Here is a 20,322-nt window from a genome sequence, read left to right as displayed (position 1 = left end):
CCGCCGCGGGTTCGTATCCGTGGCGAGTCCACCGCGTGAGGGTAGATACAGCCATCTTGCCGTACAGCCCGCCCGAGGCGGAAACCCGTTTGGTCCGGCGTGCGGCATGGGTACGGCATTCGCCGTCCCCCGGTGACACGAAGGGCCGGAGCCTCCATGAGGCTCCGGCCCTCCATCACCGCGTTCTTCGATGATCACCACACCCGGTGACCGTCGCTTCACTCAGCGATCACTGCCGCCCTGGCGTCGCCGCCCCGGCGTTCACTCGCCCGCGGTCGCCTTCTTCTTGCGGACGAAGAAGATCGCGCCGCCGCCGACCACGACCAGCGCCACGGCGATGCCCGCGATCATCGGGGTGTTGCTGCTGCTGCCAGTCTCGGCGAGGTCGCCACCGGAGGTGTCACCACCGGTGCTGCCACCGGCCGACGCGGGGCTCGGCTGCGAGGAGGGGGTGTCGCTGCCGCCGCCGCTGCTGGAGGTCTTGCAGTCGAGAACGCCGGAGAAGGTCTTCTCGAAGCCGTTAGGACCGGAGATGGTGAACTTGTAGCTCTGGTCCTCCTTCACCGGGGCGGTGACGGTCTTCGACTGACCCGCCTCGACGGTGTACTTCTGGCCCAGCAGCTCGAAGGTGAACGCCTCGTCGCCCTTGTTGGTGGCCGTGATGTCCACACCGCCCTTGGCGCAGTCCTTCTCGGCGGAGACCGCCGGGACCGCGCCCTTCTTCGCCCAGTTCGCGGTGGCGGTGGCGGAGACGGTGCTCTCGCTGGACCCGGCCAGGATCTGCGTCTGGCTCTTGGTGGCGCTGGCGAACGCGCGGCCCACCGGAACCTTGGTGGCGGCCTGGGCGGTCAGCGTGGCGGAGCCGTCCGACGCGCCCTTCGGGACGTCGAAGTACACCTCGCCGCCGTCGGCGGCGCTGGTGATGGTCTTGCCGCTCTTGTCGACGAGCTTGACGCCGCCCGCGGACTCGGCGCCCGGGGCCAGGGTGACGCTGTCGGCGTTGGTGTGGACCTTGACCGGGCCGAGCCGCTCACCGGCCTTGCCGGAGACGGCCGGCGGGTCCAGGCTCAGCGACGCCTTGGGCTCCTGGAGGTTCTGCGCGCTCTTTTCCAGGTAGTCGGCCAGCTTCTCGGCCTGCGGGTCGGCCGCGTCCACCTTCGCGTTGTCGGAGAAGCGCCAGATGGCGACCTGCGTCCCCGCGGCGGCGGTCTTCTCGGTGAGGGGACCGGTGCCCGCCGTCTTCGCCAGCGCGCCGAGGTCGTTCACCTGCGGGTAGGAGTTCTGCAGAACCCAGTTGATCTTGCCCGCGTTGGGGTTGTTCGCCAGGGACGTCTCGGCCCAGGACTTCTCCTCGTACTTGGCCTTGCTCTGCGTCGGGTTGTGCAGATCAATGCAGTACGTCTGGATGGAACCGCCATTGTCGACCGACATCTCGAAGAGACCGGCGCCGACCTGCTGGTCCTTGCCGTTGTCGTGGATGACGGCCTTGTCGAACGTCTTGAGACCGCCCAGCGTGGCGGTCGCACCGCCCTGGCTCGGGGGCGCGTCATCGGCGGCGGCGGTGCCTGCGGTGACTATCGCACCCGCAGCGACCAGGCCGGACGCCAGAACGGCGGCCGCAAGGCGGGCAGCGCCCCGCCTCCTTACAGAAATCATGGTTTCCCCTCCGGGCGAGCGCCAGTCAGTTGGTGCGCCTCGCCAGCGAACTCAAAACTCAGGAACCCCCGTTGGGCACGCAGGGATCCTAGGGAGAAAGGAACCGAACGTTCCCCGGTAATACCTAGACCCAACCGATCCGAATCGGAATCGTTATCTAATCCCCGGATTCCATATGACCTGGGATTATCGATAAATCTCCCGTAGTCGCGGCCGCTCATGGGGAAGTTGCCCCGGTCGGCGTGTTTAGAAGCGGTTTGGCCTGTGAAACCCGACGAAATGCGGATGTACCCCGCGTGAGATCGTGTCCGACCGCCACCGCGTCGATCTCCGCGGTGACCCAGCGCCTGGGCTGATACGTCCCGCCACCTGAATCCCCAACCGGGGCCGGAGGCGCGGCCACACCGACCGCTCCCTCTCCCCCTCCTCCGCCTCCCTGAAGCGGCCGGTCCCTCTCCCGCTCTCGCTCCCGGTCCCATTCGCGCTCCCGCACCCGCAACGTCCCATGGACGACGAGGGGTTCGCCGAGCGATACCGACCCGGCGACATTCGCGGCGAGCGACCGCCACGTCCAGACCGTGTAGAAACTCGTGTACGCGTCCGCCCACGCGTCCCGCCCCCGGTCCCAGCGGCGCACCGTCACCGCAAGCCGGAACCGGGCCACCGCGACACCCGCCGCCGTCTCCCAGAAGTCCGGCCGCGTCGCGGCATTGCCCACCACGGTCACCCAGCTCTCGTTCACCGGCCACGCCTCCCCCATCACTTCGCGGCTCTGCCATGCCGCTCGTGGACCATGCTGCCCGGCATCACGAAACCCCGCCGGGGCCTGTGCACGACCCCGCGTTTGTGGACAACTCGGCCACCCGGACGAGTGACCGCCCGCCGCACCCGGACCGCCAGGCCCCCGGCCGTCAGCCCCCACCCGACACGCCGAGCTGGGGGTGTCCGACGGATGGTGACGCCTGCGGCGGGCAGCCCCCCTCCCCGCCCCTTCCCGAAACCGGGACATCTGCCCCAGACCCCGGCCCGTGGCTTCGCCCCTTCCCGCAACATCGATACGCGGCCGCGGGAAGGGGCGGCGCTCCGCCCCAGACCCCCGGGGTCCAGAGGCGGAGCCCCTGCCACGCACCGGAGCCGCAAATGCGTGCCGCGGGAAGGGGCGGGGAGGGGAAAGCATCGATACGCGGGGCCGCCGCGTGGTCCGCCGGACACCCGTAGCCCGTCACGCCCCGCCCGCCGCGACCACGTACTGTGCCCGTACCTCCCCGTACCGCGCCAGCTCCGTCTCCACCGGCTCCAGTACCCGTCTGCGCCCGCACTCGGCCGCCGCCTCCCGCAGGCGGCCCTCCACCGACCGGCCGTGGCGCCGGGCGGGCCCCCGCGCGGCCGCCCGGGAGCCCCACGCCAGCGTCGGGCCGACCGCCGCGCCGCCCATCACCAGCAGCGCCGGCATCCACCACCCCGGCCCGCCGAACACCCCTGCCATGGCGCCCAACAGCCACAGCACCCCCATCACTTGCACCAGCAGCACGGTCACCTGAGCCGCCGCCACCATCGACCACCACACGGGCCGGACCGGCCGCCGATGCGCCGTCTCGGCCGCCACCGCCTCGTCCACCGCCTCCGCCAGCCCCCTGCCGCCCCATCCCGCCGCCTCCCGGACGGCCTGGGCCCATGGACCGGGCAGCCCGGCCGTCGCCTCGTCCCCGAGCGCCCGTACCGCCTCCTCCACCGCGGGGCGCGCCGTGACCGCCTCCACCGCCGACGTGCGTGCCCGCGCTCCCGGGATCTCCGTCCACTTCCCGGCTCCGTGGGCTCGCGAGCCCCGAGAGCCGCCTCGAGAGCCCCCTGAAGCACGGCCCTTCCTCGCCCTCAACCGCCCCCAGGGCGTTCCGCACGCCCACTCCGCGTCCCTCAGCCAGGCGCGCTCGGCCGCCTTCCCGGCCGCGCCCGCGCCCGCCGCCTCGGCCAGCCGGTCCTCGAACTCCGCCCGCGCCCGCTCAGTGAGCCCCACCGGCCCGCTGTCCGCCACATACTGCGGCCGCAGCCGCGTCATCGTGCCGTCCACGTCCGCCGACAGCCGGCGCTCGGCCGCCCCGCACTCGGCCGTGAGCCGCGCGAGCGTCTCACGGAGCTCCCCGACGCCCTCGCCGGTCAGCGCGGACAGGGCCAGCACGGCCGCTCCCGGCTCCCCGTGCTCCCCGAGCGCGAGCCCGTCCTCGTCCAGCAGCCGCCGCAGATCGTCCAGCACCTGGTCCGCGGCCTCGCCCGGGAGCCGGTCCACCTGGTTGAGCACGACGAAGGTCACCTCGGCGTATCCGGCGAGTGGCCGCAGATAGCGCTCATGGAGGACCGCGTCCGCGTACTTCTCGGGGTCCACCACCCACACCACCGCGTCCACGAGACCCAGCAGCCGGTCCACCCGCTCCCGGTGGCCCGGGGCGGCCGAATCGTGATCGGGCAGGTCGAGCAGGACCAGGCCGCGCAGCGCGGGGTCGTACGGATAGCCCGGGTTGCGCCGGTCCACCGCCGGGATGCCGAGCCGGTCCAGCAGGCCGTCGGCGTGGTCGGTCCACGCGCAGGCGAGGGGCGTGGCGGTGGTCGGACGGCGGATCCCGGTCTCGGAGAGGGGGGCTCCGGCGAGGGCGTTGAACAGTGTCGACTTACCGCTTCCGGTGGCCCCGGCGACGGCGACCACGGTGTGCCCGTAAGGATGCCGTCCCCGCGCGTCCGCCTCGTCGAGCACCCGCGCGGCCCCGGCGAGCGCGCGCCCCTCGAGCCGGGACCGGGACAGCCCGACGAGCTGGCGCAGGGCCTCCAGACGGGGCCGCAGGGTGCCCGTGGCGAAGCTGCGGACACCGGCCTGGTACACGGCGTACGGAGGGCCGCCGAAGGACCGTCGCCCGGTCTCCTCCTCCGGGAAGTAGCCCGCCGCGGCGCCGGGGATGTCCGGTGCGGCCTCCTCCGCCGCCTCCTGGTCCATCGCACGGGCCGGGCGGCCCGCGGCACGCCCGGCGGCCCGGCGGTGCGCCCGCCGGGCGATCAGGCCGTCGTCCCAGGTGTGGCGGACCCCCGCCGCCCGGTCTCCCCCGCAGCTCCCGCCGCCCTCGTTGCCGCCGTTGCACTCCGTGGCCGTCACCTACGGTCACCTCTCCTTCTGCAGTACGGACAGCGCGGCGATCAGCTCGACCTGGTGTTCCGGTGACATGTCCAGGGCTTCCAGAGGGGCGAGCCTGCGGTCGCGCTCGGCCCGCATGGCGCGTGTGACACAGCCGTCGAGCAGCCGTCCGCCGCGGTCGCCGAGGCGCAACGCCGCATGCGCGCCCAGGGTCTCGGCGAGCTTCTCGCCCGCCTTACGGGCGCGGCGTCCGCCCAGGAGGGACGCGGCGAGCAGGGCGGCGATCTCCTCGGGCACGCAGTTGCCCCCGCACTCGGCGATCCGGGCCCGGGCCTCCTCCTCGGCCAGCTCCTCGGCGCAGCGCCGCCAGTGCCGTACGGCCACGCCGATCCGCTCGGCGGCGCCGCGCGCGTCGCACGGGGCGAGCCCGACCCGCGCGGCCGGGTCCTGCCTCCCGGCCTCCGCGACCCGTTCGTCAGCCGTGGCGGCCGCGCTGCGCAGCAGGGTGGCCAGGGAGTCGGTGAGAGCCGTAAGGAGCTCATCGGGGGCGCTGCCGTGCGGCAGCCCGTGCCAGTGGGTGAGCGCACCGCCCGCGAGCGGCGCCCCCTGCGCGATCTCGCGCCGCACCCGCTCCCCGGCCTCCCCGTACGCGCCCTCGACCCGCTGGATCAGCCGCACCGCGGCCGCGTGCTGCGCCGCCGCGGCCCCGGCCAGCGCGGGCATCCGGGCACGCAGCGAGGCCAGCGTCCCGGCGGCCGTACGGGCGGCGGCGACGGTACGGGCGTACGGATCCTGTGCGTGCTGGGTGAGCCAGGCCCGCAGGGCGGCGACGGCGGTGGCCGGGAGCAGCCCACTGCCACCGCCCGCGGATTCGGGGAGCTCGGGGATGGTGAAGCGCGGGACATCGCCGAGCCCGGCCGCCGTAAGGAGCCCGGCGTACTGCCGCGAGACCTCGGCGGCCAGCTGGTGCGGCACCCGGTCGAGGACGGTGACGAGGGTGACGTCGTACTCCTTGGCGGTACGCAGCAGATGCCAGGGGACGGCGTCGCCGTATCGGGTGGCGGTGGTGACGAGCACCCAGATGTCGGCCGCGCAGATCAGCTCCGCGGCCAGATCGCGGTTCCGGGCGACCAGCGAGTCGATGTCGGGCGCGTCGAGCAGGGCGAGCCCCCGCGCGAGCCCCGGGTCGGTCTCCACCCGCAGCGCCGCCGGCCCCTCCTGTGCCCGCCCCTCCTCGTCGTACGCGCTCTCCGCCCGCTCCCCCTGCGCCGGCACCCACACCCGGGTGAGCCGCGGCAGTACCCGCTGCCCGGCGAACCAGGCCTGATCGTCGGGGTGGCACACCAGCACCGGCGTACGCGTTGTGGGCCGCAACACACCGGCCTCGGTGACTCGTCGGCCGACCAGCGAATTGACCAGGGTGGACTTGCCCGCACCCGTCGATCCCCCGATTACCGCCAGGAGGGGCGCTTCGGGGGCGCGCAACCGGGGCACGAGGTAGTCGTCCAGTTGAGCGAGCAGCTCGGCACGGCTACGGCGAGCGCGGTCGGCGCCGGGAAGGGGGAGCGGAAACCGAGCGGCGTCGACACGGTCACGCAGTGAGGTCAGCGCGTCGAGCAGCCGGGGCCGTACATCCAAGATCGCCACGTGATGAAGAATGCCCGCTTTTGGTGTCTTTTTGAAGCGTATGCTCACTCGTGCGCGTCAAAGAGACCCACCCGGATCACCCTAAAAGGAGCATGAGGCAGACGTGACGACAGGGGCACGGGCATAACGAGTGCACAACACCCGTTCCTTGAGGCGTGAAAAACGATGCAAGTTTCGGACCTGCCTGCGATTATCAGACCGCTTCACCGAACCTCCACAACGTGCCACGGAGGTGAAGCAACCGGGGCGAGGTGCAAGGAGCCCTATCCTTGTCCCGGCAAGGTCACGGTCCGTCGAGCCCGGCCACCCGCACCACGGCCGCCCCGCCGGCCCCGCAGGCACCGGGGGCTCACCCGCTCCATGACCACCACCGGCCCCCGTAGCTCAGTGGATAGAGCAGGCGCCTTCTAAGCGCTTGGCCGCAGGTTCGAGTCCTGCCGGGGGCGCACTGGGCCCTCTCCTCTACGCACGTAGCGGAGGGGGTCTTCTCGCCGTTGAGAGCACATATAGCCCCAGACGCGAGTAGTCCTCGAGTCCCGTCCCGTCAGTCCCGGACGATCGCCCAGGGGCGCATCAGGTCGTCGTCCTCGTGATTGAGCCGATCTCAGCGGCAATTCGGCGGGCATGGGAAACCAACGGGGGTCAGTCCTCGCGGCCCCCGGTGTCGTCGCCCGCTTCGGGGCCCGGTCCGCCGCCGGTGCGGTCGTCCTCGGTGCCGAGGTCAACCGGGGCGCCCATGGCCTCGGAGAGGGGCGGCCGGTTGGTGGTGGGGACCTCATGGGGGACGACCTCGGGGTGGTGGAGGTCGAAGGCGGGGGATTCGGAGCGGATCTTCGGCAGGGTGAGGAAGTTGTGCCGGGGCGGGGGGCAGGAGGTGGCCCATTCCAGGGAGCGGCCCCATCCCCAGGGGTCGTCGAGTTCGACCCGCTTCCCGTACTTCCCGGTTTTCCACACGTTGTAGACGAACGGCAGCGTGGACAGGCCGAGGAGGAACGAGCCGATGGTGGAGACCGTGTTCAGCGTGGTGAAGCCGTCGGCGGCCAGATAGTCGACATAGCGACGCGGCATGCCGATGACGCCGAGCCAGTGGTGGACCAGGAAGGTGGTGTGGAAGCCGACGAACAGGGTCCAGAAGTGGATCTTGCCGAGACGTTCGTCGAGCATCCTGCCGGTGAACTTGGGCCACCAGAAATAGAATCCGGCGAACATCGCGAAGACCACCGTGCCGAAGACCACGTAGTGGAAGTGGGCGACGACGAAATAGCTGTCGTGGACCTCGAAATCCAGCGGTGGCGAGGCCAGGATCACCCCGGTAAGCCCGCCGAAGAGGAAGGTGACCAGGAAGCCGATGGCCCAGAGCATCGGCGTCTCGAAGGAGAGGGACCCACGCCACATGGTGCCGACCCAGTTGAAGAACTTCACCCCGGTCGGCACCGCGATGAGGAACGTCATAAAGGAGAAGAACGGCAGGAGCACCGCTCCGGTGGCGAACATATGGTGGGCCCACACCGTCGCGGAGAGACCGGTGATGCCGATGGTGGCGCCCACCAGACCCATATATCCGAAGACCACCTTGCGGGAGAACACCGGAATGATTTCGGTGATGATGCCGAAGAACGGCAGGGCGATGATATAGACCTCGGGATGGCCGAAGAACCAGAAGAGGTGCTGCCACAGCACCGGACCGCCGTTGGCCCCCTCGAAGACGACCGCGCCGAATTTTCGGTCCGCCTCCAGCACCAGCAGGGCGGCCGCCAGGACGGGAAAAGCGAGCAGCACCAGGATCGAAGTGAAGAGGATGTTCCAGGTGAAGATGGGCAGCCGGAACATCGTCATTCCCGGGGCGCGCATGCACACGACGGTCGTGATGAAGTTGACGGCGCCCAGGATCGTCCCGAAGCCGGAGAGAGCGAGACCCATCACCCACATGTCGCCGCCCACGCCCGGTGTCCGCGCCTTGCTGCTGAGCGGCGTATAGGCCGTCCAGCCGAAGTCCGCCGCGCCGCCGGGGGTGAGCAGACTGCCGATCACGATCAGCCCGCCGAAGAGGAAGAGCCAGTACGAGAACATGTTCAGCCGGGGGAAGGCGACATCCGGGGCGCCGATCTGGAGCGGCATGATCTCGTTGGCGAATCCGGCGAAGACCGGCGTGGCGAAGAACAGCAGCATCAGCGTGCCATGCAGGGTGAAAGCCTGGTTGTACTGCTCCGGGCTGATCAATTGCAGTCCGGGCCGGGCGAGTTCGGCCCGCATGATCATGGCCAGAAGGCCGCCGATCAGAAAGAAACCGAACGCGGTCACCAAGTACAGGTGTCCGATTTTCTTGTGGTCCGTGGTGGTGAGCCAGTCGACCACGATGGTGCCGAGTTTGGTGGGTTCCGCGGGAGCTTCAAATTCGGGCTTGGTTGTCGTCGCCATGTCCGTGTCCGCTCCTCGGCCGTCTGCATGGGTGGGCGGCCGGCGACACCGGCCGACGAATTCGTTGTATCGATTCGCCCACCATTACCCGAAGCGGAATGGCGATTCGGACCCGACTCGCCGTAGAGGCCGGGTCATTCACCGGAGTCCTGGGCGCGGCTCGCGGGCCGATCTGCGCCGCCATCGCCGGATTCCCGCGCTCACGACGATTGCCACGGCGCTCAGCAGCGCCGATCTCACCCGTCGCACACGTGACATCGGTTTCTCCCGTCCTCTGGGATGAGCCGCTGAGATGAGCCGCTGAGATGAGCCGCGCCGGATTCCGCGGGCCCGACCCGAGTTACCCATGACCGGAGGACCCATTCAGATAGCTCTCCGTGAGCGGATGAACACCGAACCGTGCCGTCGGGGACGTCGGCGACGGGGACCGCATCGCCTCTGGCTGGTTTTGCCGCCCCAGGACGCGTACATGGGAATCCCTTTACCTTCTCGTTCGTTCCACGCATGCCCCCCCACGGAACTCAGGAACGAACGCCCCCACACGAAACAGAGAACGATCACAGTGACAGTGAAGGAGTGAACGCCGCGATGGTGTTCAAACGAGTGCTCGGCTCGCTCGGGGTCGGCGGGCCCGTCGTGGACACGGTCCTGGACCGGGAGCCGGTGCGCCCCGGTGGGGTGGTGCGGGGGCATGTGCGGCTCCGGGGCGGAGGCAGCGCCTGTGACTTCGAGCACCTCGCGCTGGAGCTGGTCGCCGGAGTCGGGGCCGGGTACGGCGGCGAGGAAGACGAGGGTGATGTGGTCTTCGACCGCCTCCGGCTCGGCGGCGGGTTCCGGCTCGACGCGAGAGAGCACAGAGACATTCCGTTCACCATCCACATACCGTGGGAAACGCCGCTCACCGAGGTGTCCGGGCAGCCGCTGGGCGTCGTCCTGGGCGTCCGGGTCGAGCTCGCGGCGGCGGGCGTGAGGGACCACGGCGATCCGGAGCCGCTGATCGTGCGCCCGCTGCCGGTCCAGGATGCCGTGCTGGGGGCGCTGGGGCGGCTCGGCTTCGGCCTCGTCGCCGCCGATCTGCGGCTCGCCCATATCGCGGGCACCGGGCAGCGGCTCCCCTTCCACCAGGAGATCGAGCTCACCCCCGCCCCTCAGTACCTCCACGACGTGAACGAGATCGCGCTGACCCTTCTCGCCGGGCCCGACGGCATGGAAGTCGTCCTGGAGGCCGACAAGCGCGGCGGCGGCTCTGGCGCCCTGGGCCGCCACACCGTGCGCAACGAGGGCCTCGAGCAGCGCGACTGGACCGATGAGGTCGACTCCTGGGTCCGGGCACTCATCGAATCCCGCGCGACGCATACCGCCCGCGATGGCCGCTCCGGTGCGGCCATCGCGGGCATCGCGGGCATCGCGGGCAGCGCGGGCGTCACGGCCGGTACGGCGGCGAGTGGGGCCGTGGGCGGCGGCATGGTCGCGGCCGGGCTCGGCGACGCGTTAGGGAACTTAGCCGGATTAGGTGACTTAGCGGGCTTGGGTGACTTGCGTGATCTGGGTGCCTTAGAGGGTTTAGAGGGCTTGGGGGACAGAAGAGACTTAGGGGGCCCGGGGTCCGGGGAGGGGAACCGGGGCTGAGCCACGGAGCGCGGGGACTGAGCCGCGGAGCGACGCGGAGGGCCACGGATCTTCCCGCGGCCCTCCCTGTACGCGCCGACGAACGGCTATGAGCGGCGCCCCACCGCGTCCGGGTCGTCCACCGCCTCTCGCGGCTCCTTCGCCACACCATCGCCGCCGCCCTCGACCGCCGCGGCGACAGCGGGCTCGCGGCGCGCCGCCAGCCGGGCCGTGACCCGCCGGGCGACGGGCTCGGTCCAGCGGGCGGTGAGCGGGCCAAGGACGACCAGGATCAGGACGTACGCCGTGGCCAGCGGTCCGAGCGACGGTTCGATACCAGCCGTGACGGCGAGCCCCGCGATGACGATCGAGAATTCGCCCCGGGCCACCAGCGCGCCGCCCGCCCGCCAGCGGCCCCGGGCCGAGATCCCGGCCCGGCGCGCCGCCCAGTAGCCAGTGGCGATCTTCGTACCGGCGGTGAGGACGGCCAGCGTCATGGCGGGCAGCAGCACCGGGGGAATGCTGGCCGGATCCGTGTGCAGGCCGAAGAAGACGAAGAACACGGCGGCGAACAGATCCCGCAGCGGGCTGAGCAGATGGTGCGTACCCTCGGCGACCTCCCCGGACAGGGCGATGCCCACCAGGAACGCGCCGACGGCCGCCGACACCTGGAGCTGCTGTGCGATCCCCGCCACCAGCAGCGTCAGCCCCAGCACCACCAGCAGCAGCTTCTCGGGGTCGTCGCTGGAGACGAAGCGGGAGATATGCCTCCCGTAGCGGACGGCCAGGAACAGCACCAGACCCGCCACGCCGAGGGCGATGGCCAGGGTGACGCTGCCCGCCGCCAGGCCCGCACCGGCCAGCAGGGCGGTGACGATCGGCAGATAGACGGCCATCGCCAGATCCTCGAGGACGAGGATGCTGAGGATCACCGGGGTCTCACGGTTGCCGAGCCGGCCCAGATCGCCGAGCACCTTGGCGATGACGCCGGAGGAGGAGATCCAGGTGACGCCGGCCAGCACGACGGCGGCCACCGGCCCCCACCCCAGCAGCAGGGCCATGACGGCGCCGGGCAGGGCGTTGAGCAACGCGTCGACGAGCCCGGCCGGGTACTGGGTCTTGAGATTGCTGACCAGGTCGCTGGCGGTGTACTCCAGCCCGAGCATCAGCAGCAGCAGGATGACGCCGATCTCGGCGCCGGTCGCGACGAACTGCTCGCTCGTCCCCAACGGCAGCAGCCCACCCTCGCCGAAGGCCAGTCCGGCCAGCAGATACAGCGGGATCGGAGAGAACCGGAGCCGCCCGGCGAGCCGCCCCAGCAGCCCGAGGCACAGGATGACCGCGCCGAACTCGATCAGAAAGACGGCAGACGAATGCATGGGCTCACTCCCGCCCAAGTATCGCCGCGGCCGTCTCCACGCCCTCGCGGGTGCCGATCACGATCAGTTCGTCCCCACCGGCCAGCCGGAAGTCGGGGGTCGGGGAGGGGATCGCCTCCGCCCTGCGCAGCACGGCCACGATCGAGACACCGGTCTCCGTCCGCATCCGCGTCTCGCCCAGCACCCTCCCGTTCCAGTACGACGTGGTCGACAGCTCGATCCGCTCGGCCACCAGCCCCAACTCGGTGGTGGACAGCAGATTCGGGCTGTGATGACTTGGCATCAGCACCCCGACGAGCGCCTCCGCTTCCGCTGGGGTCAGCCTGGTGGACAGGGCACACTCATCGGGGTCCTCGTTCCGGTACGCGCTCAGCGTCCGTCCGCCGTCGCGATGTGCGATGACCGAAAGCCGCCTGCTCTCTCGTGTCGTCAGGTCGTAGCGAACCCCGATGCCGGGCAATGGCGTACTGCTCATGCGCGGAGCGCCCACAATCATCCCTCTCGTCGCTCGATTCTTGTGCCACCCTAACGAATGGCAAAGAATTGGTAATGACGGCAGGTGTGCGAGGGTGCGATGGGACGATGCCGACCGCGTATGGGTGGGGTGGGCCATCGATCCACGAAGAGGATGGCGCCCAGAGGAGGGGTGGTGCCCATGATCGAGTGGAGGCGGCTCTCCACCGGGATCAGGCCAGTCCCCGATCCGGTCGCCACTCCCGTCATCTGGGGCGGGGCCTTCCTGGGCGCACTGGTGCTGGTGGCGACCCTGAACTTCCTCGGCGGCCACGGCCGCCCGATGTTCGCCCTGGTCGCGCTTTCGCTGCTGGCCGCTCTGCTGGGGCTGTGCGCGCGCTTCGTCGCGGCGCCCGGTACGGCGGGGCTGTGCTGGCTGTTCCTCAACGGCTTCGCCATTCCGCCCGCGGGGCAGCTCTCCTGGGCGGGCGGCCGCGACGCCCGCTGGCTCGCCTGTCTCATGGCGGCGGCCGTCGCGGGCACCGCGCTCGCCCGCATCGTCAACGCTCGGGCGGGATACCGCCGCATCAGCCCGCTCGGCCGCCGTCCGGGGGCGCCGGAGTGAGGTGACCGGTCCGCGAGAGGCGATGCGACCGGTCCACGGGCGAGGTGACCGGTCCGCGGTCGTAGGTCCCACGGCCGTGGGAAGGCCCGGCGCGCGGCCGATGCCCCCGCGGCGGGCGCGTCCCTAGGCTCAGGGCGCGGCCCGGCGATCACGGCGCCGTCAATGTGTTCCGCCACGACGAAGGAGGCGCCCATGCCCGCCGACGGTCAGAGCCACATCCGCATCGCCCGCCCCTCGCGCGACCTCGCGGCGGCGGAGCGCTTCTGGTGTGCGGGGCTGGGCTTGAGCGTGGTGTACCGGGTCGAGGGTGGTGACCGGGCCGGGGAGCACGATCTGCTGATGGTGGGCCGGCCGGACGCCTCCTGGCATCTGGAGCTCGTCCACGAGGCGGCCCACCCCGTGGAGCCCCGGCCGACCGAGGAGGATCTGCTGGTGATCTACCTCGACGAACCGGTCCCCGAGGAGCTGGTGGACCGCCTCACCCAGCACGGCGGCACCCGCGTCACCTCCCCCAATCCGTACTGGAACGAATGGGGCGTCACCATCGAGGACCCGGACGGCTACCGCCTGGTGCTGTGCCGCCGCGGCTGGTCGAATTCCTGAGGTGCCGGGGCCACGGGCCGAGGTACCAGGGTTTCCCAGGTCCAGGCCCCCGGGGCCAGACCCAGCCCCGGGGTCATCCCTAGTGCGGCATCGTCAGGACCGCCACTCCGTTGACGCGGTCGGCGGCGAGGTCGTCGAGGGCGGCGTCCGCCCGGTCGAAGGGGTACGGCGTGACCGTGGCGCTGATCCGGTGCTCGGCGGCCGCGGCGAGGAACTCGCGGCCGTCCTCGCGGGTGTTGGCGGTGACGCTGCGGACGGTGCGTTCGCGGAAGAGATGCCGCTCGTAGTCGAGTGACGGGATGTCGGTGAGGTAGATCCCGGCGATGCTCAGTGTGCCGCCCGCGTCCAGGGACTCCAGGGCGACCGGGACCAGTTCGCCCACCGGGGCGAAGAGGAGGGCGGCGTCGAGCGGCTCGGGCGGGCGGTCGTAGGCGTCGTTCGCGGAGGCGGCACCGAGGTCCAGGGCGAGCGCGCGGGCGGCGGATGAGCGGGTCAGGACGTGGACGACGGCGCCCTGCGCGATGGCGACCTGGGCGGTGAGGTGCGCCGAGCCGCCGAAGCCGTAGATGCCGAGCCGACCGCCCGGCGGGAGGTCGGCCCGGCACAGCGCGCGGTAGCCGATGATCCCGGCGCACAGCAGCGGGGCGAGCTCCTCGTCGCGGTATCCGGTGGGCAGCTCATAGGCGTAGGCCGCCGGTACGGTGACGTACTCGGCGTAGCCGCCGTCCGCGTCCCAGCCGGTGTACTCGGAGAACGGGCACAGGTTCTCCTGGGCCCGGAGGCAGTAGCGGCAGCGGCCGCAGGTGCTCCGCAGCCAGGGGACGCCGAGCCGGATTCCGGGGCCGGGGCCGTGCGCCCGCGAGCCTGCCGCGACGACCTCGCCGACCGCCTCGTGACCGGGGACGACGGGGCTGCGGTGCGGGGGCAGATCCCCGTCGCGGACATGCAGATCGGTGCGGCAGACGCCACAGGCCCGGACCCGGACCAGCAGCTCGTCCTCCGCCGGGCGTGGAACCGGCAGCTCCACCTGCTCGATCCGGCCCGGGGTGGGGACCACCCATGCCCGCATGGTCGCCGGAAGGTCGACGTTCGTGTCCGTCACCTCGCCAACGTAACGCCGTGAGCACCGTGGCGACCGTAAGGCACGCGTTACGGCCATGCGGCGCCAAGAAGGGAAGAGATATGACCGGAAACTGCCAACCGCGTGCGGACGCGGTCAGGCCGAGGCGCCGTCCACGGCGTTGATCAGGGTCGTGGTGCCGTCCATGGCGTTGATCAGGCCGTGGTGCCGTCCATCGCGTTGATCAGGCTCGTGGGGCGCATATCGGTCCAGTGCTCATTGACGTAGTCCAGGCACGCTTGGCGGTCGTCCTCGCCGTGGGCGACCGTCCACCCCGCCGGGACCTCGGCGAAGGCGGGCCACAGCGAGTGCTGCCCCTCCTCGTTGACGAGCACGAGATAGCGGCCGTCGGGGTTCTCGAAGGGGTTGCTCATCGCTGGTCTCCTCGCTCACGGTCGGCGTCGACGAGCTTGACGGTACCGGCAGGGGGCGGGCACCCGCCGACGGGTTACCGAGGGCCTGGGGAAAAGCCTGGGATACGGAAAATGGCACCTTCCTGACGGAATTCGGGGTTCCGGGGTGGCCCTCGCCTACGGTCCGCGGCATGGTCGCGTCCGCCAGAACCGAGCCCAGGGGCTCCATGGCCATGGAGCTCACCATCGGCGACCCCGCGCTCACGGCCCGGCTGGAACGCGGAATGGACGCCTCGGAGGAGTGGCTGCGCGCTCTCGCCGCCGAGGCCCAGGACCCTTGTGTCGCCGAAGTCGCCGGACATCTCTTCGGCCCCGGCGGCAAGCGGCTGCGCCCGCTGCTGGCGCTGGTGGGCGCGGAGTTCGGCGCGGGCGCGCCGGTTGGCGCCGCCCCATCCGCCGCCGTGAAGGCCGCCGCCCTGGCCGAGCTGGTGCACGTCGCCTCGCTCTACCACGACGACGTCATGGACGAGGCCCGCACCCGGCGCGGAGTCCCCAGCGTCAACGCCCGCTGGGGCAACACCACCGCCGTCCTCGCGGGCAATTGGCTGCTGTCGAAGGCGGCCCAGCTCGCCGCGGAACTCGGCCCGGAGACCATACGGTTGCAGTCCAAGGTCACCAATCGGCTGATCATGGGCCAGATACGGGAACTCGTCGGCCCCTCGGACGACGACGATCCGCTCTCCCACTACTTCACGGTGGTGGCCGGGAAGTCGGCCGCGCTGATCGCCATGGCGCTGCAGCTGGGTGCGGTCCGGACGGGCGCCCCGGAGCATGTCGTCCAGACGCTCGCCGAATACGGGGAACATCTGGGCATCGCGTTCCAGATATCCGACGACATCCTCGACATCACCTCCACCTCCGAGGTCTCCGGCAAGGAACAGGGCAAGGATCTCGCGATCGGGGTCGCCAGCCTCCCGGTGCTGCTGGCGCTGGCCGACGAGCGGCCGGAGGCGGGCGAGTTGCGCACCCTGCTGACCGCCGCCACCGCGGGCTCGGAGGGCGCCGGGCTGCCGAGGGCCGTCGCGCTGCTGCACCGCTGCGGGGCGCTGGCGGAGGCGCGCACGGTGATGCACGCCCGGCTGCTGCGCGCCCGCACCGCGGCCAACAGACTGCCGGACGGTCCGGCGACCCGGGTTCTGCACGCGCTGTGCGACTTCGTGGCGCGCCGGGATCACTGACGGGCTCCTCCGTAAGGCGCCCATACGGCGACCGTAAGGCGCCCATCCCCTCCCATCCCTCCCCTTCGTCCCCGGTCGGCCGGTGTCCACGTCACGACGTAATCTGAGCCCTATGGGCAGCTCACGGTCAGATGTGGTGGACGAGCCCATCGACCCCGATACCGGCCCGGTCCCGCCCGCCCGGCACAGCCCGTGGCGAGGGCAGGGCCCCGTGGTGGGTGTGGTGGCGGTGGGCGGCGCGCTCGGGGCGACGGCCCGCTACGGCGCGTCGCTGCTGTGGCCGACCCCCTCCAGCGCCTTCCCCTGGACGATCCTGCTGGTCAACGCCGTCGGCTGCGCGATCATCGGCGTCTTCCTGGTGCTGATCACCCAGACGTGGACGGCCCACCGGCTGGTGCGGCCCTTCTTCGGCACCGGTGTGCTCGGCGGCTTCACCACCTTCTCGACGTACGCCGTGGACTTCACCCGGCTGATCCAGGACGGCCGTATCGCGATCGCCTTCGGCTATCTGCTGGGCACGCTCGTGGTGGCGATGACGGCCGTATGGGCGGCCGTGGCGGCGACCCGACGCGTCCTCGGCGCGTACGGCGGCTCCGGTGGGAGGGCGGCCCGGTGACCGGCGAGCCCGCGCTGCGGCTGACCGTCTTCATCGGCGAGAACGACACGTGGCACCGCAGACCACTGTCCGCCGAGATCGTGCACCGCGCCCATCGCGCGGGGCTCGCGGGGGCGAGCGTGTTCCGCGGTGTCGAGGGGTACGGCTCCTCGTCCCTGATCCACACCTCGCGGCTGCTGTCGCTCGGCGAGGATCTGCCCATGGCCGTCGTGATCATCGATACGGAGGAGCGAGTGCGGTCCTTCCTGCCCGAGCTGGAGGAGATCGTGGGTGACGGCCTCGTGGTGGTCGACCCGGTCGAGATCGTGCACCCCCGGGGGCGGGCCCGGTGAACTGGCTGCTGGTGATCGCGGGCGGGATGGTCGGCGCCCCACTGCGCTATCTGACCGACCGGGCGGTGCAGACACGGCATGACTCGGTGTTCCCGTGGGGCACGTTCCTGGTCAACATGGTGGGCTGTCTGGTGCTGGGCCTGCTGACCGGCGCGGCGACGGCGGGAGCGGCGTCCCAGCAGTCGCAACTGCTGCTGGGCACTGGGCTGTGCGGGGCGCTGACGACGTATTCCACGTTCTCGTACGAGACCCTGCGGCTGGCCGAGGAGGGCGCCCGGCTCTTCGCCGTGGCGAATGCCGGCTTGAGTGTGGTGGTCGGGGTGGGCGCCGCCTTCGCGGGTGGGGGGCTGGCCCACGCGATCTGGGGCTGATCACCGACCCCCGGGCGGCCTTCCGCCCGCGACGCCCTTACCGTTCACGCCGCCCCCACTCCGCTACGGCAGCAGTCGCGTCGTGGTCGGCGGCAGGCCGAACTCCCCCGCGGCCGCCGTCCGCAGATGCTCCAGCATCACCCGGCGCAGCTCCCGCGCGGCCCGGGGCGGCGCGACGTCCTTACGGTGGGCGACGGCGATGGTGCGCCGCATGTCGTGGCCCGCGAACGGGGTGATCCGCAGCCCGGACCGGGCCGCCACCATCCCCGGCAGTACGGCGATGCCGAGCCCGGCCCGTACGAAGCCCAGCACCGCGTCCATCTCGCCGCCCTCGACCGTGAAGGACGGCTCGAAACCGGCCGCCCGGCAGGCCGCCGTGGTGAATTCCCGCAGGTCGTAGCCGCGCCGGAACATCACCATCGGCCGGTCCCGCAGATCCTCGACCTGGATCCGCCGGCGCCGGGTGGGCGGTGGGGACGCGGGCGAGGAGGCCACCACCAGCTCCTCCCGCAGCAGCTCGGTGGCGGCGAGGGCGGGGGCCTGGCCGAGCACGGGGGTGATGATCAGCGCGAGGTCCAGCTCGCCCGCGGAGAGTGTGCGGACCAGATCCTGGGAACCGCCCTCGTCCACGATCAGCTCGATGCCCGGGAACTCGTCGTGGAAGCGGCGCAGCACATCGGGGACGAAGCTGGCGCACAGGCTCGGCGTGGCCCCCAGCCGCACCCGGCCGCGCCGCAGCTGGGCGACCTCCTGGACCTCGCGGTGCGCGGTCTCGGTGTCGGCGAGGATCTGGCGGGCCAGTGGCAGCAGGGCCTCTCCCGCGTCGGTGAGGGCGATATTGCCGCGCGCCCGGTGGAAGAGATCGGCTCCCAGCTCCCGTTCGAGGGCGCGGATCTGCTGGGACAGCGAGGGCTGGGCGACATGCAGGAGCTCCGCGGCGCGGGTGAAGTGCCGGGTCTCCGCGACGGTGGCGAAATAACGCAGCTGATGCAACTGCACACCACGATGATAGGCACCGGCTATGGATGTCCCGCCACGGCGTGTCCAGGACGTATGGGCCCCTCTCGGGGAAGCTCCCTCGGGGCGGGAACCCAGCAGAACTCCGGGGGAGGCAGGGCGCCACCCGGCGACCGGCCTCCAGGAGGGCGGCCGCCGCCGGGTGACGACATGCGCCCTACTGGTGGGCGGCCAGCGCCCGCGTCCCCGGGCTACAGGATTCCAGCAGCGAGGTGAGCTCCTCCTCGGCCAGCTTGCTCGCCGCGCCCGGTCGGCCACCGTCGAGGTGGGCGATGGACGCGTCCAGCCAGTCGCGGTGCGGTTCCACCCCGATGAACTCGGCGAGCCGGATCAGCTCCTTCTCCGGCTCCTCCAGCAGGTTCTCGTACGACAGCGCGGCGCGCTGCTCCGCCGGGACCGCCTCCAGCTTCCTCAGACCGTCGATGATCGTCTCGGACCACAGGGTGCCGAACGCGCCGATCGGGATGGGACGTTCCCACACCAGCGCCGGGTCGTAAGCGTCGCTCAGCAGCGGGGCCAGGTCGGGCGGGAGCTGGGCCGCGTGCTGCGGCGTCAGCTGCCGCGGGGTCTCCAGACCGCAGTGGATGGCCATCTCCCACAGCATCGGGATCATCCGGAAGCTGAAGTGGCGGCTCATCGAGACGGCACAGTCGGGGCCCTGTCGGTAGAGGTGCAAGAAGCGCGCCTCGGGGAAGGCCCGGTGCATCTCGGGTACACGGCCGATGGACAGGCCGGTGCGCTCGACGACGGCTCCGGGGTTGCCGAACCGTGCGCCGAGGGTGGCGAAGAGGGCCGTCCAGTGGTCTGCCGGACGGCGGGTGGGCCAGGTGGTGACCTCGGCCGCCAACTCGTCGAAGAGCGCGTCGGGGTCGTCGGTCAGATGGGGCAGCACCATGACGCTGATGGCCGGGATACCGGTGGTCTTCGCGTCGAACCGCCGCTTGGGCATCCTGTGGTAGAGGAACTCGGGCGGGATGGCGCCGTTTTTGATCATGCTATTGGTGACCACATTGGGCCTGGACAGAAATCCCCAGAATTCCACACCGCTCAGCGGGGCCTCGTCCAGTATCTCCGAGTCGGGAATACTGGCGAACAATTCATTGATGCTGAGAACATCCGGATGAATATTGATAATCTGAGACAGAGCCGTCGAACCGCACCGTCCGGTGCCGACGACAAATGTCAACTTCTGGTTGACCACGCGCACTTCCTCCCGTTCCTCGCTCGGACAACTAGTTGTTTCCCTAGTAGCCGTTCCCATAGTGGTCCATGACACACCGCGGTCGATTCGGTGGCCGCGGCGATGCTAATGGATGCCCCGGGCGACGATGACTCCGACCATCGAACAGGGGAAACACACACAACGGGATGCGAGAGGGCGAACTCAAGGTTCAGCCGCTTCCTGCACCTTTGCGCAACTTTCACATCCGACAGGGGTGTTACCTTCAGGAACCCCCCAACTACCAGCGACGAGGCCCGATCTGAGAGTCGGCTCCGGGCTTCACAACTCGACCCTGGGGACGAAACCGTAATCGAACAGTTTCTCCCGTGACGAGACGGTCATCTTTTCGTACCAACGGCACTGCTAGAGTGCGCATCCACCCCATACCCGTGACCCCGGGTTGGCATGCCCAACCAGGCCGGGTGGGGCGGGGAACACGCGACATAACGCAGAGCAGTGACGCCGCCGCACAGGGTGCAGTAACGGAAGGGACAGGGGACCCGAACAGCGGCACGGTATTTTCAAATCTCGGGGGACGATGCATTA

General features: G+C 70.8%; 18 protein-coding genes and 1 tRNA gene. 8 read left to right on the top strand and 11 right to left on the bottom strand.

Going from position 1 to position 20,322, the window contains the following annotated elements:
• Positions 1-261 precede the first annotated feature (261 nt).
• The 4 genes from ACMTAK_RS32405 to ACMTAK_RS32390 form a co-directional block, all read right to left on the bottom strand.
• Complete coding sequence (locus ACMTAK_RS32405) at positions 262-1,656, bottom strand: Cys-Gln thioester bond-forming surface protein (protein WP_413809448.1); 1,395 nt, start codon at positions 1,654-1,656, stop codon at positions 262-264.
• Positions 1,657-1,873: 217 nt separating this feature from the next.
• Positions 1,874-2,416 (bottom strand): single-stranded DNA-binding protein, encoded by a 543-nt coding sequence (locus ACMTAK_RS32400; RefSeq protein ID WP_413809447.1) that lies wholly within the window; start codon positions 2,414-2,416, stop codon positions 1,874-1,876.
• A 462-nt stretch (positions 2,417-2,878) separates the two neighbouring features.
• The gene (locus ACMTAK_RS32395; protein ID WP_413809446.1) at positions 2,879-4,795 is read right to left on the bottom strand and encodes a GTPase; all 1,917 of its coding nucleotides are present in this window, start codon (positions 4,793-4,795) and stop codon (positions 2,879-2,881) included.
• 6 nt (positions 4,796-4,801) lie between these two features.
• On the bottom strand, positions 4,802-6,412 hold the full coding sequence (locus tag ACMTAK_RS32390; RefSeq protein ID WP_413813060.1) for a dynamin family protein: 1,611 nt from the start codon (positions 6,410-6,412) through the stop codon (positions 4,802-4,804).
• A 382-nt stretch (positions 6,413-6,794) separates the two neighbouring features.
• Here ACMTAK_RS32390 and ACMTAK_RS32385 point away from each other — a divergent pair.
• A tRNA-Arg gene (locus ACMTAK_RS32385) sits at positions 6,795-6,867 on the top strand.
• 196 nt (positions 6,868-7,063) lie between these two features.
• Here the strand turns inward: ACMTAK_RS32385 and ctaD are convergent.
• The gene (gene ctaD / locus ACMTAK_RS32380) at positions 7,064-8,839 is read right to left on the bottom strand and encodes an aa3-type cytochrome oxidase subunit I (RefSeq protein WP_413809445.1); all 1,776 of its coding nucleotides are present in this window, start codon (positions 8,837-8,839) and stop codon (positions 7,064-7,066) included.
• 588 nt (positions 8,840-9,427) lie between these two features.
• Between ctaD and ACMTAK_RS32375 the strand changes: the two genes are divergently transcribed.
• A complete protein-coding gene (locus ACMTAK_RS32375) occupies positions 9,428-10,468 on the top strand; it encodes a sporulation protein (RefSeq protein ID WP_413809444.1) in 1,041 nt (346 codons plus the stop codon).
• 86 nt (positions 10,469-10,554) lie between these two features.
• On the opposite strand, the gene ACMTAK_RS32370 is transcribed toward ACMTAK_RS32375, so the two are convergent.
• Both ACMTAK_RS32370 and ACMTAK_RS32365 read right to left on the bottom strand, forming a co-directional pair.
• On the bottom strand, positions 10,555-11,826 hold the full coding sequence (locus ACMTAK_RS32370; RefSeq protein WP_413809443.1) for a cation:proton antiporter: 1,272 nt from the start codon (positions 11,824-11,826) through the stop codon (positions 10,555-10,557).
• 4 nt (positions 11,827-11,830) lie between these two features.
• Positions 11,831-12,301 (bottom strand): cation:proton antiporter regulatory subunit, encoded by a 471-nt coding sequence (locus tag ACMTAK_RS32365; RefSeq protein WP_413809442.1) that lies wholly within the window; start codon positions 12,299-12,301, stop codon positions 11,831-11,833.
• 180 nt (positions 12,302-12,481) lie between these two features.
• Between ACMTAK_RS32365 and ACMTAK_RS32360 the strand changes: the two genes are divergently transcribed.
• Together ACMTAK_RS32360 and ACMTAK_RS32355 are read left to right on the top strand one after the other, a co-directional pair.
• A complete protein-coding gene (locus ACMTAK_RS32360; RefSeq protein ID WP_413809441.1) occupies positions 12,482-12,904 on the top strand; it encodes a hypothetical protein in 423 nt (140 codons plus the stop codon).
• Between the two features lie 192 nt (positions 12,905-13,096).
• On the top strand, positions 13,097-13,507 hold the full coding sequence (locus ACMTAK_RS32355; protein ID WP_413809440.1) for a VOC family protein: 411 nt from the start codon (positions 13,097-13,099) through the stop codon (positions 13,505-13,507).
• 79 nt (positions 13,508-13,586) lie between these two features.
• Here ACMTAK_RS32355 and ACMTAK_RS32350 read toward each other — a convergent pair whose 3' ends face one another.
• Together ACMTAK_RS32350 and ACMTAK_RS32345 are read right to left on the bottom strand one after the other, a co-directional pair.
• A complete protein-coding gene (locus ACMTAK_RS32350; protein WP_413813059.1) occupies positions 13,587-14,576 on the bottom strand; it encodes a zinc-binding alcohol dehydrogenase family protein in 990 nt (329 codons plus the stop codon).
• 206 nt (positions 14,577-14,782) lie between these two features.
• A complete protein-coding gene (locus tag ACMTAK_RS32345; RefSeq protein ID WP_413809439.1) occupies positions 14,783-15,001 on the bottom strand; it encodes an MbtH family protein in 219 nt (72 codons plus the stop codon).
• Between the two features lie 170 nt (positions 15,002-15,171).
• Between ACMTAK_RS32345 and ACMTAK_RS32340 the strand changes: the two genes are divergently transcribed.
• The 4 genes from ACMTAK_RS32340 to crcB (ACMTAK_RS32325) all read left to right on the top strand — a co-directional run bounded on the left by ACMTAK_RS32340 (position 15,172) and on the right by crcB (ACMTAK_RS32325) (position 17,537).
• Positions 15,172-16,218 carry a polyprenyl synthetase family protein gene (locus tag ACMTAK_RS32340; protein WP_413809438.1) on the top strand — a complete coding sequence of 349 codons (1,047 nt, stop codon included), beginning with the start codon at positions 15,172-15,174 and terminating at the stop codon, positions 16,216-16,218.
• Between the two features lie 112 nt (positions 16,219-16,330).
• Positions 16,331-16,834 carry a fluoride efflux transporter CrcB gene (gene crcB / locus ACMTAK_RS32335; protein WP_413809437.1) on the top strand — a complete coding sequence of 168 codons (504 nt, stop codon included), beginning with the start codon at positions 16,331-16,333 and terminating at the stop codon, positions 16,832-16,834.
• Positions 16,831-17,166, top strand: a complete 336-nt coding sequence (locus tag ACMTAK_RS32330; protein ID WP_413809436.1) for a DUF190 domain-containing protein — start codon at positions 16,831-16,833, stop codon at positions 17,164-17,166. The genes crcB (ACMTAK_RS32335) and ACMTAK_RS32330 overlap by 4 nt, the downstream gene beginning before the upstream one ends.
• Complete coding sequence (gene crcB / locus ACMTAK_RS32325; RefSeq protein ID WP_413809435.1) at positions 17,163-17,537, top strand: fluoride efflux transporter CrcB; 375 nt, start codon at positions 17,163-17,165, stop codon at positions 17,535-17,537. The genes ACMTAK_RS32330 and crcB (ACMTAK_RS32325) overlap by 4 nt, the downstream gene beginning before the upstream one ends.
• A gap of 63 nt (positions 17,538-17,600) precedes the next feature.
• Here crcB (ACMTAK_RS32325) and ACMTAK_RS32320 read toward each other — a convergent pair whose 3' ends face one another.
• Both ACMTAK_RS32320 and ACMTAK_RS32315 read right to left on the bottom strand, forming a co-directional pair.
• Entirely contained in the window at positions 17,601-18,536 is a 936-nt protein-coding gene (locus ACMTAK_RS32320) for a LysR family transcriptional regulator (protein WP_256650884.1), read from the bottom strand.
• 175 nt (positions 18,537-18,711) lie between these two features.
• Entirely contained in the window at positions 18,712-19,815 is a 1,104-nt protein-coding gene (locus tag ACMTAK_RS32315; protein ID WP_413809434.1) for a sulfotransferase, read from the bottom strand.
• Positions 19,816-20,322 lie beyond the last annotated feature (507 nt).

This window comes from Streptomyces lacaronensis (assembly GCF_047337785.1).
In the GTDB taxonomy this organism is placed as follows: domain Bacteria; phylum Actinomycetota; class Actinomycetes; order Streptomycetales; family Streptomycetaceae; genus Streptomyces; species Streptomyces lycopersici.
This window is presented reverse-complemented; position numbering and strand designations above follow the sequence as displayed.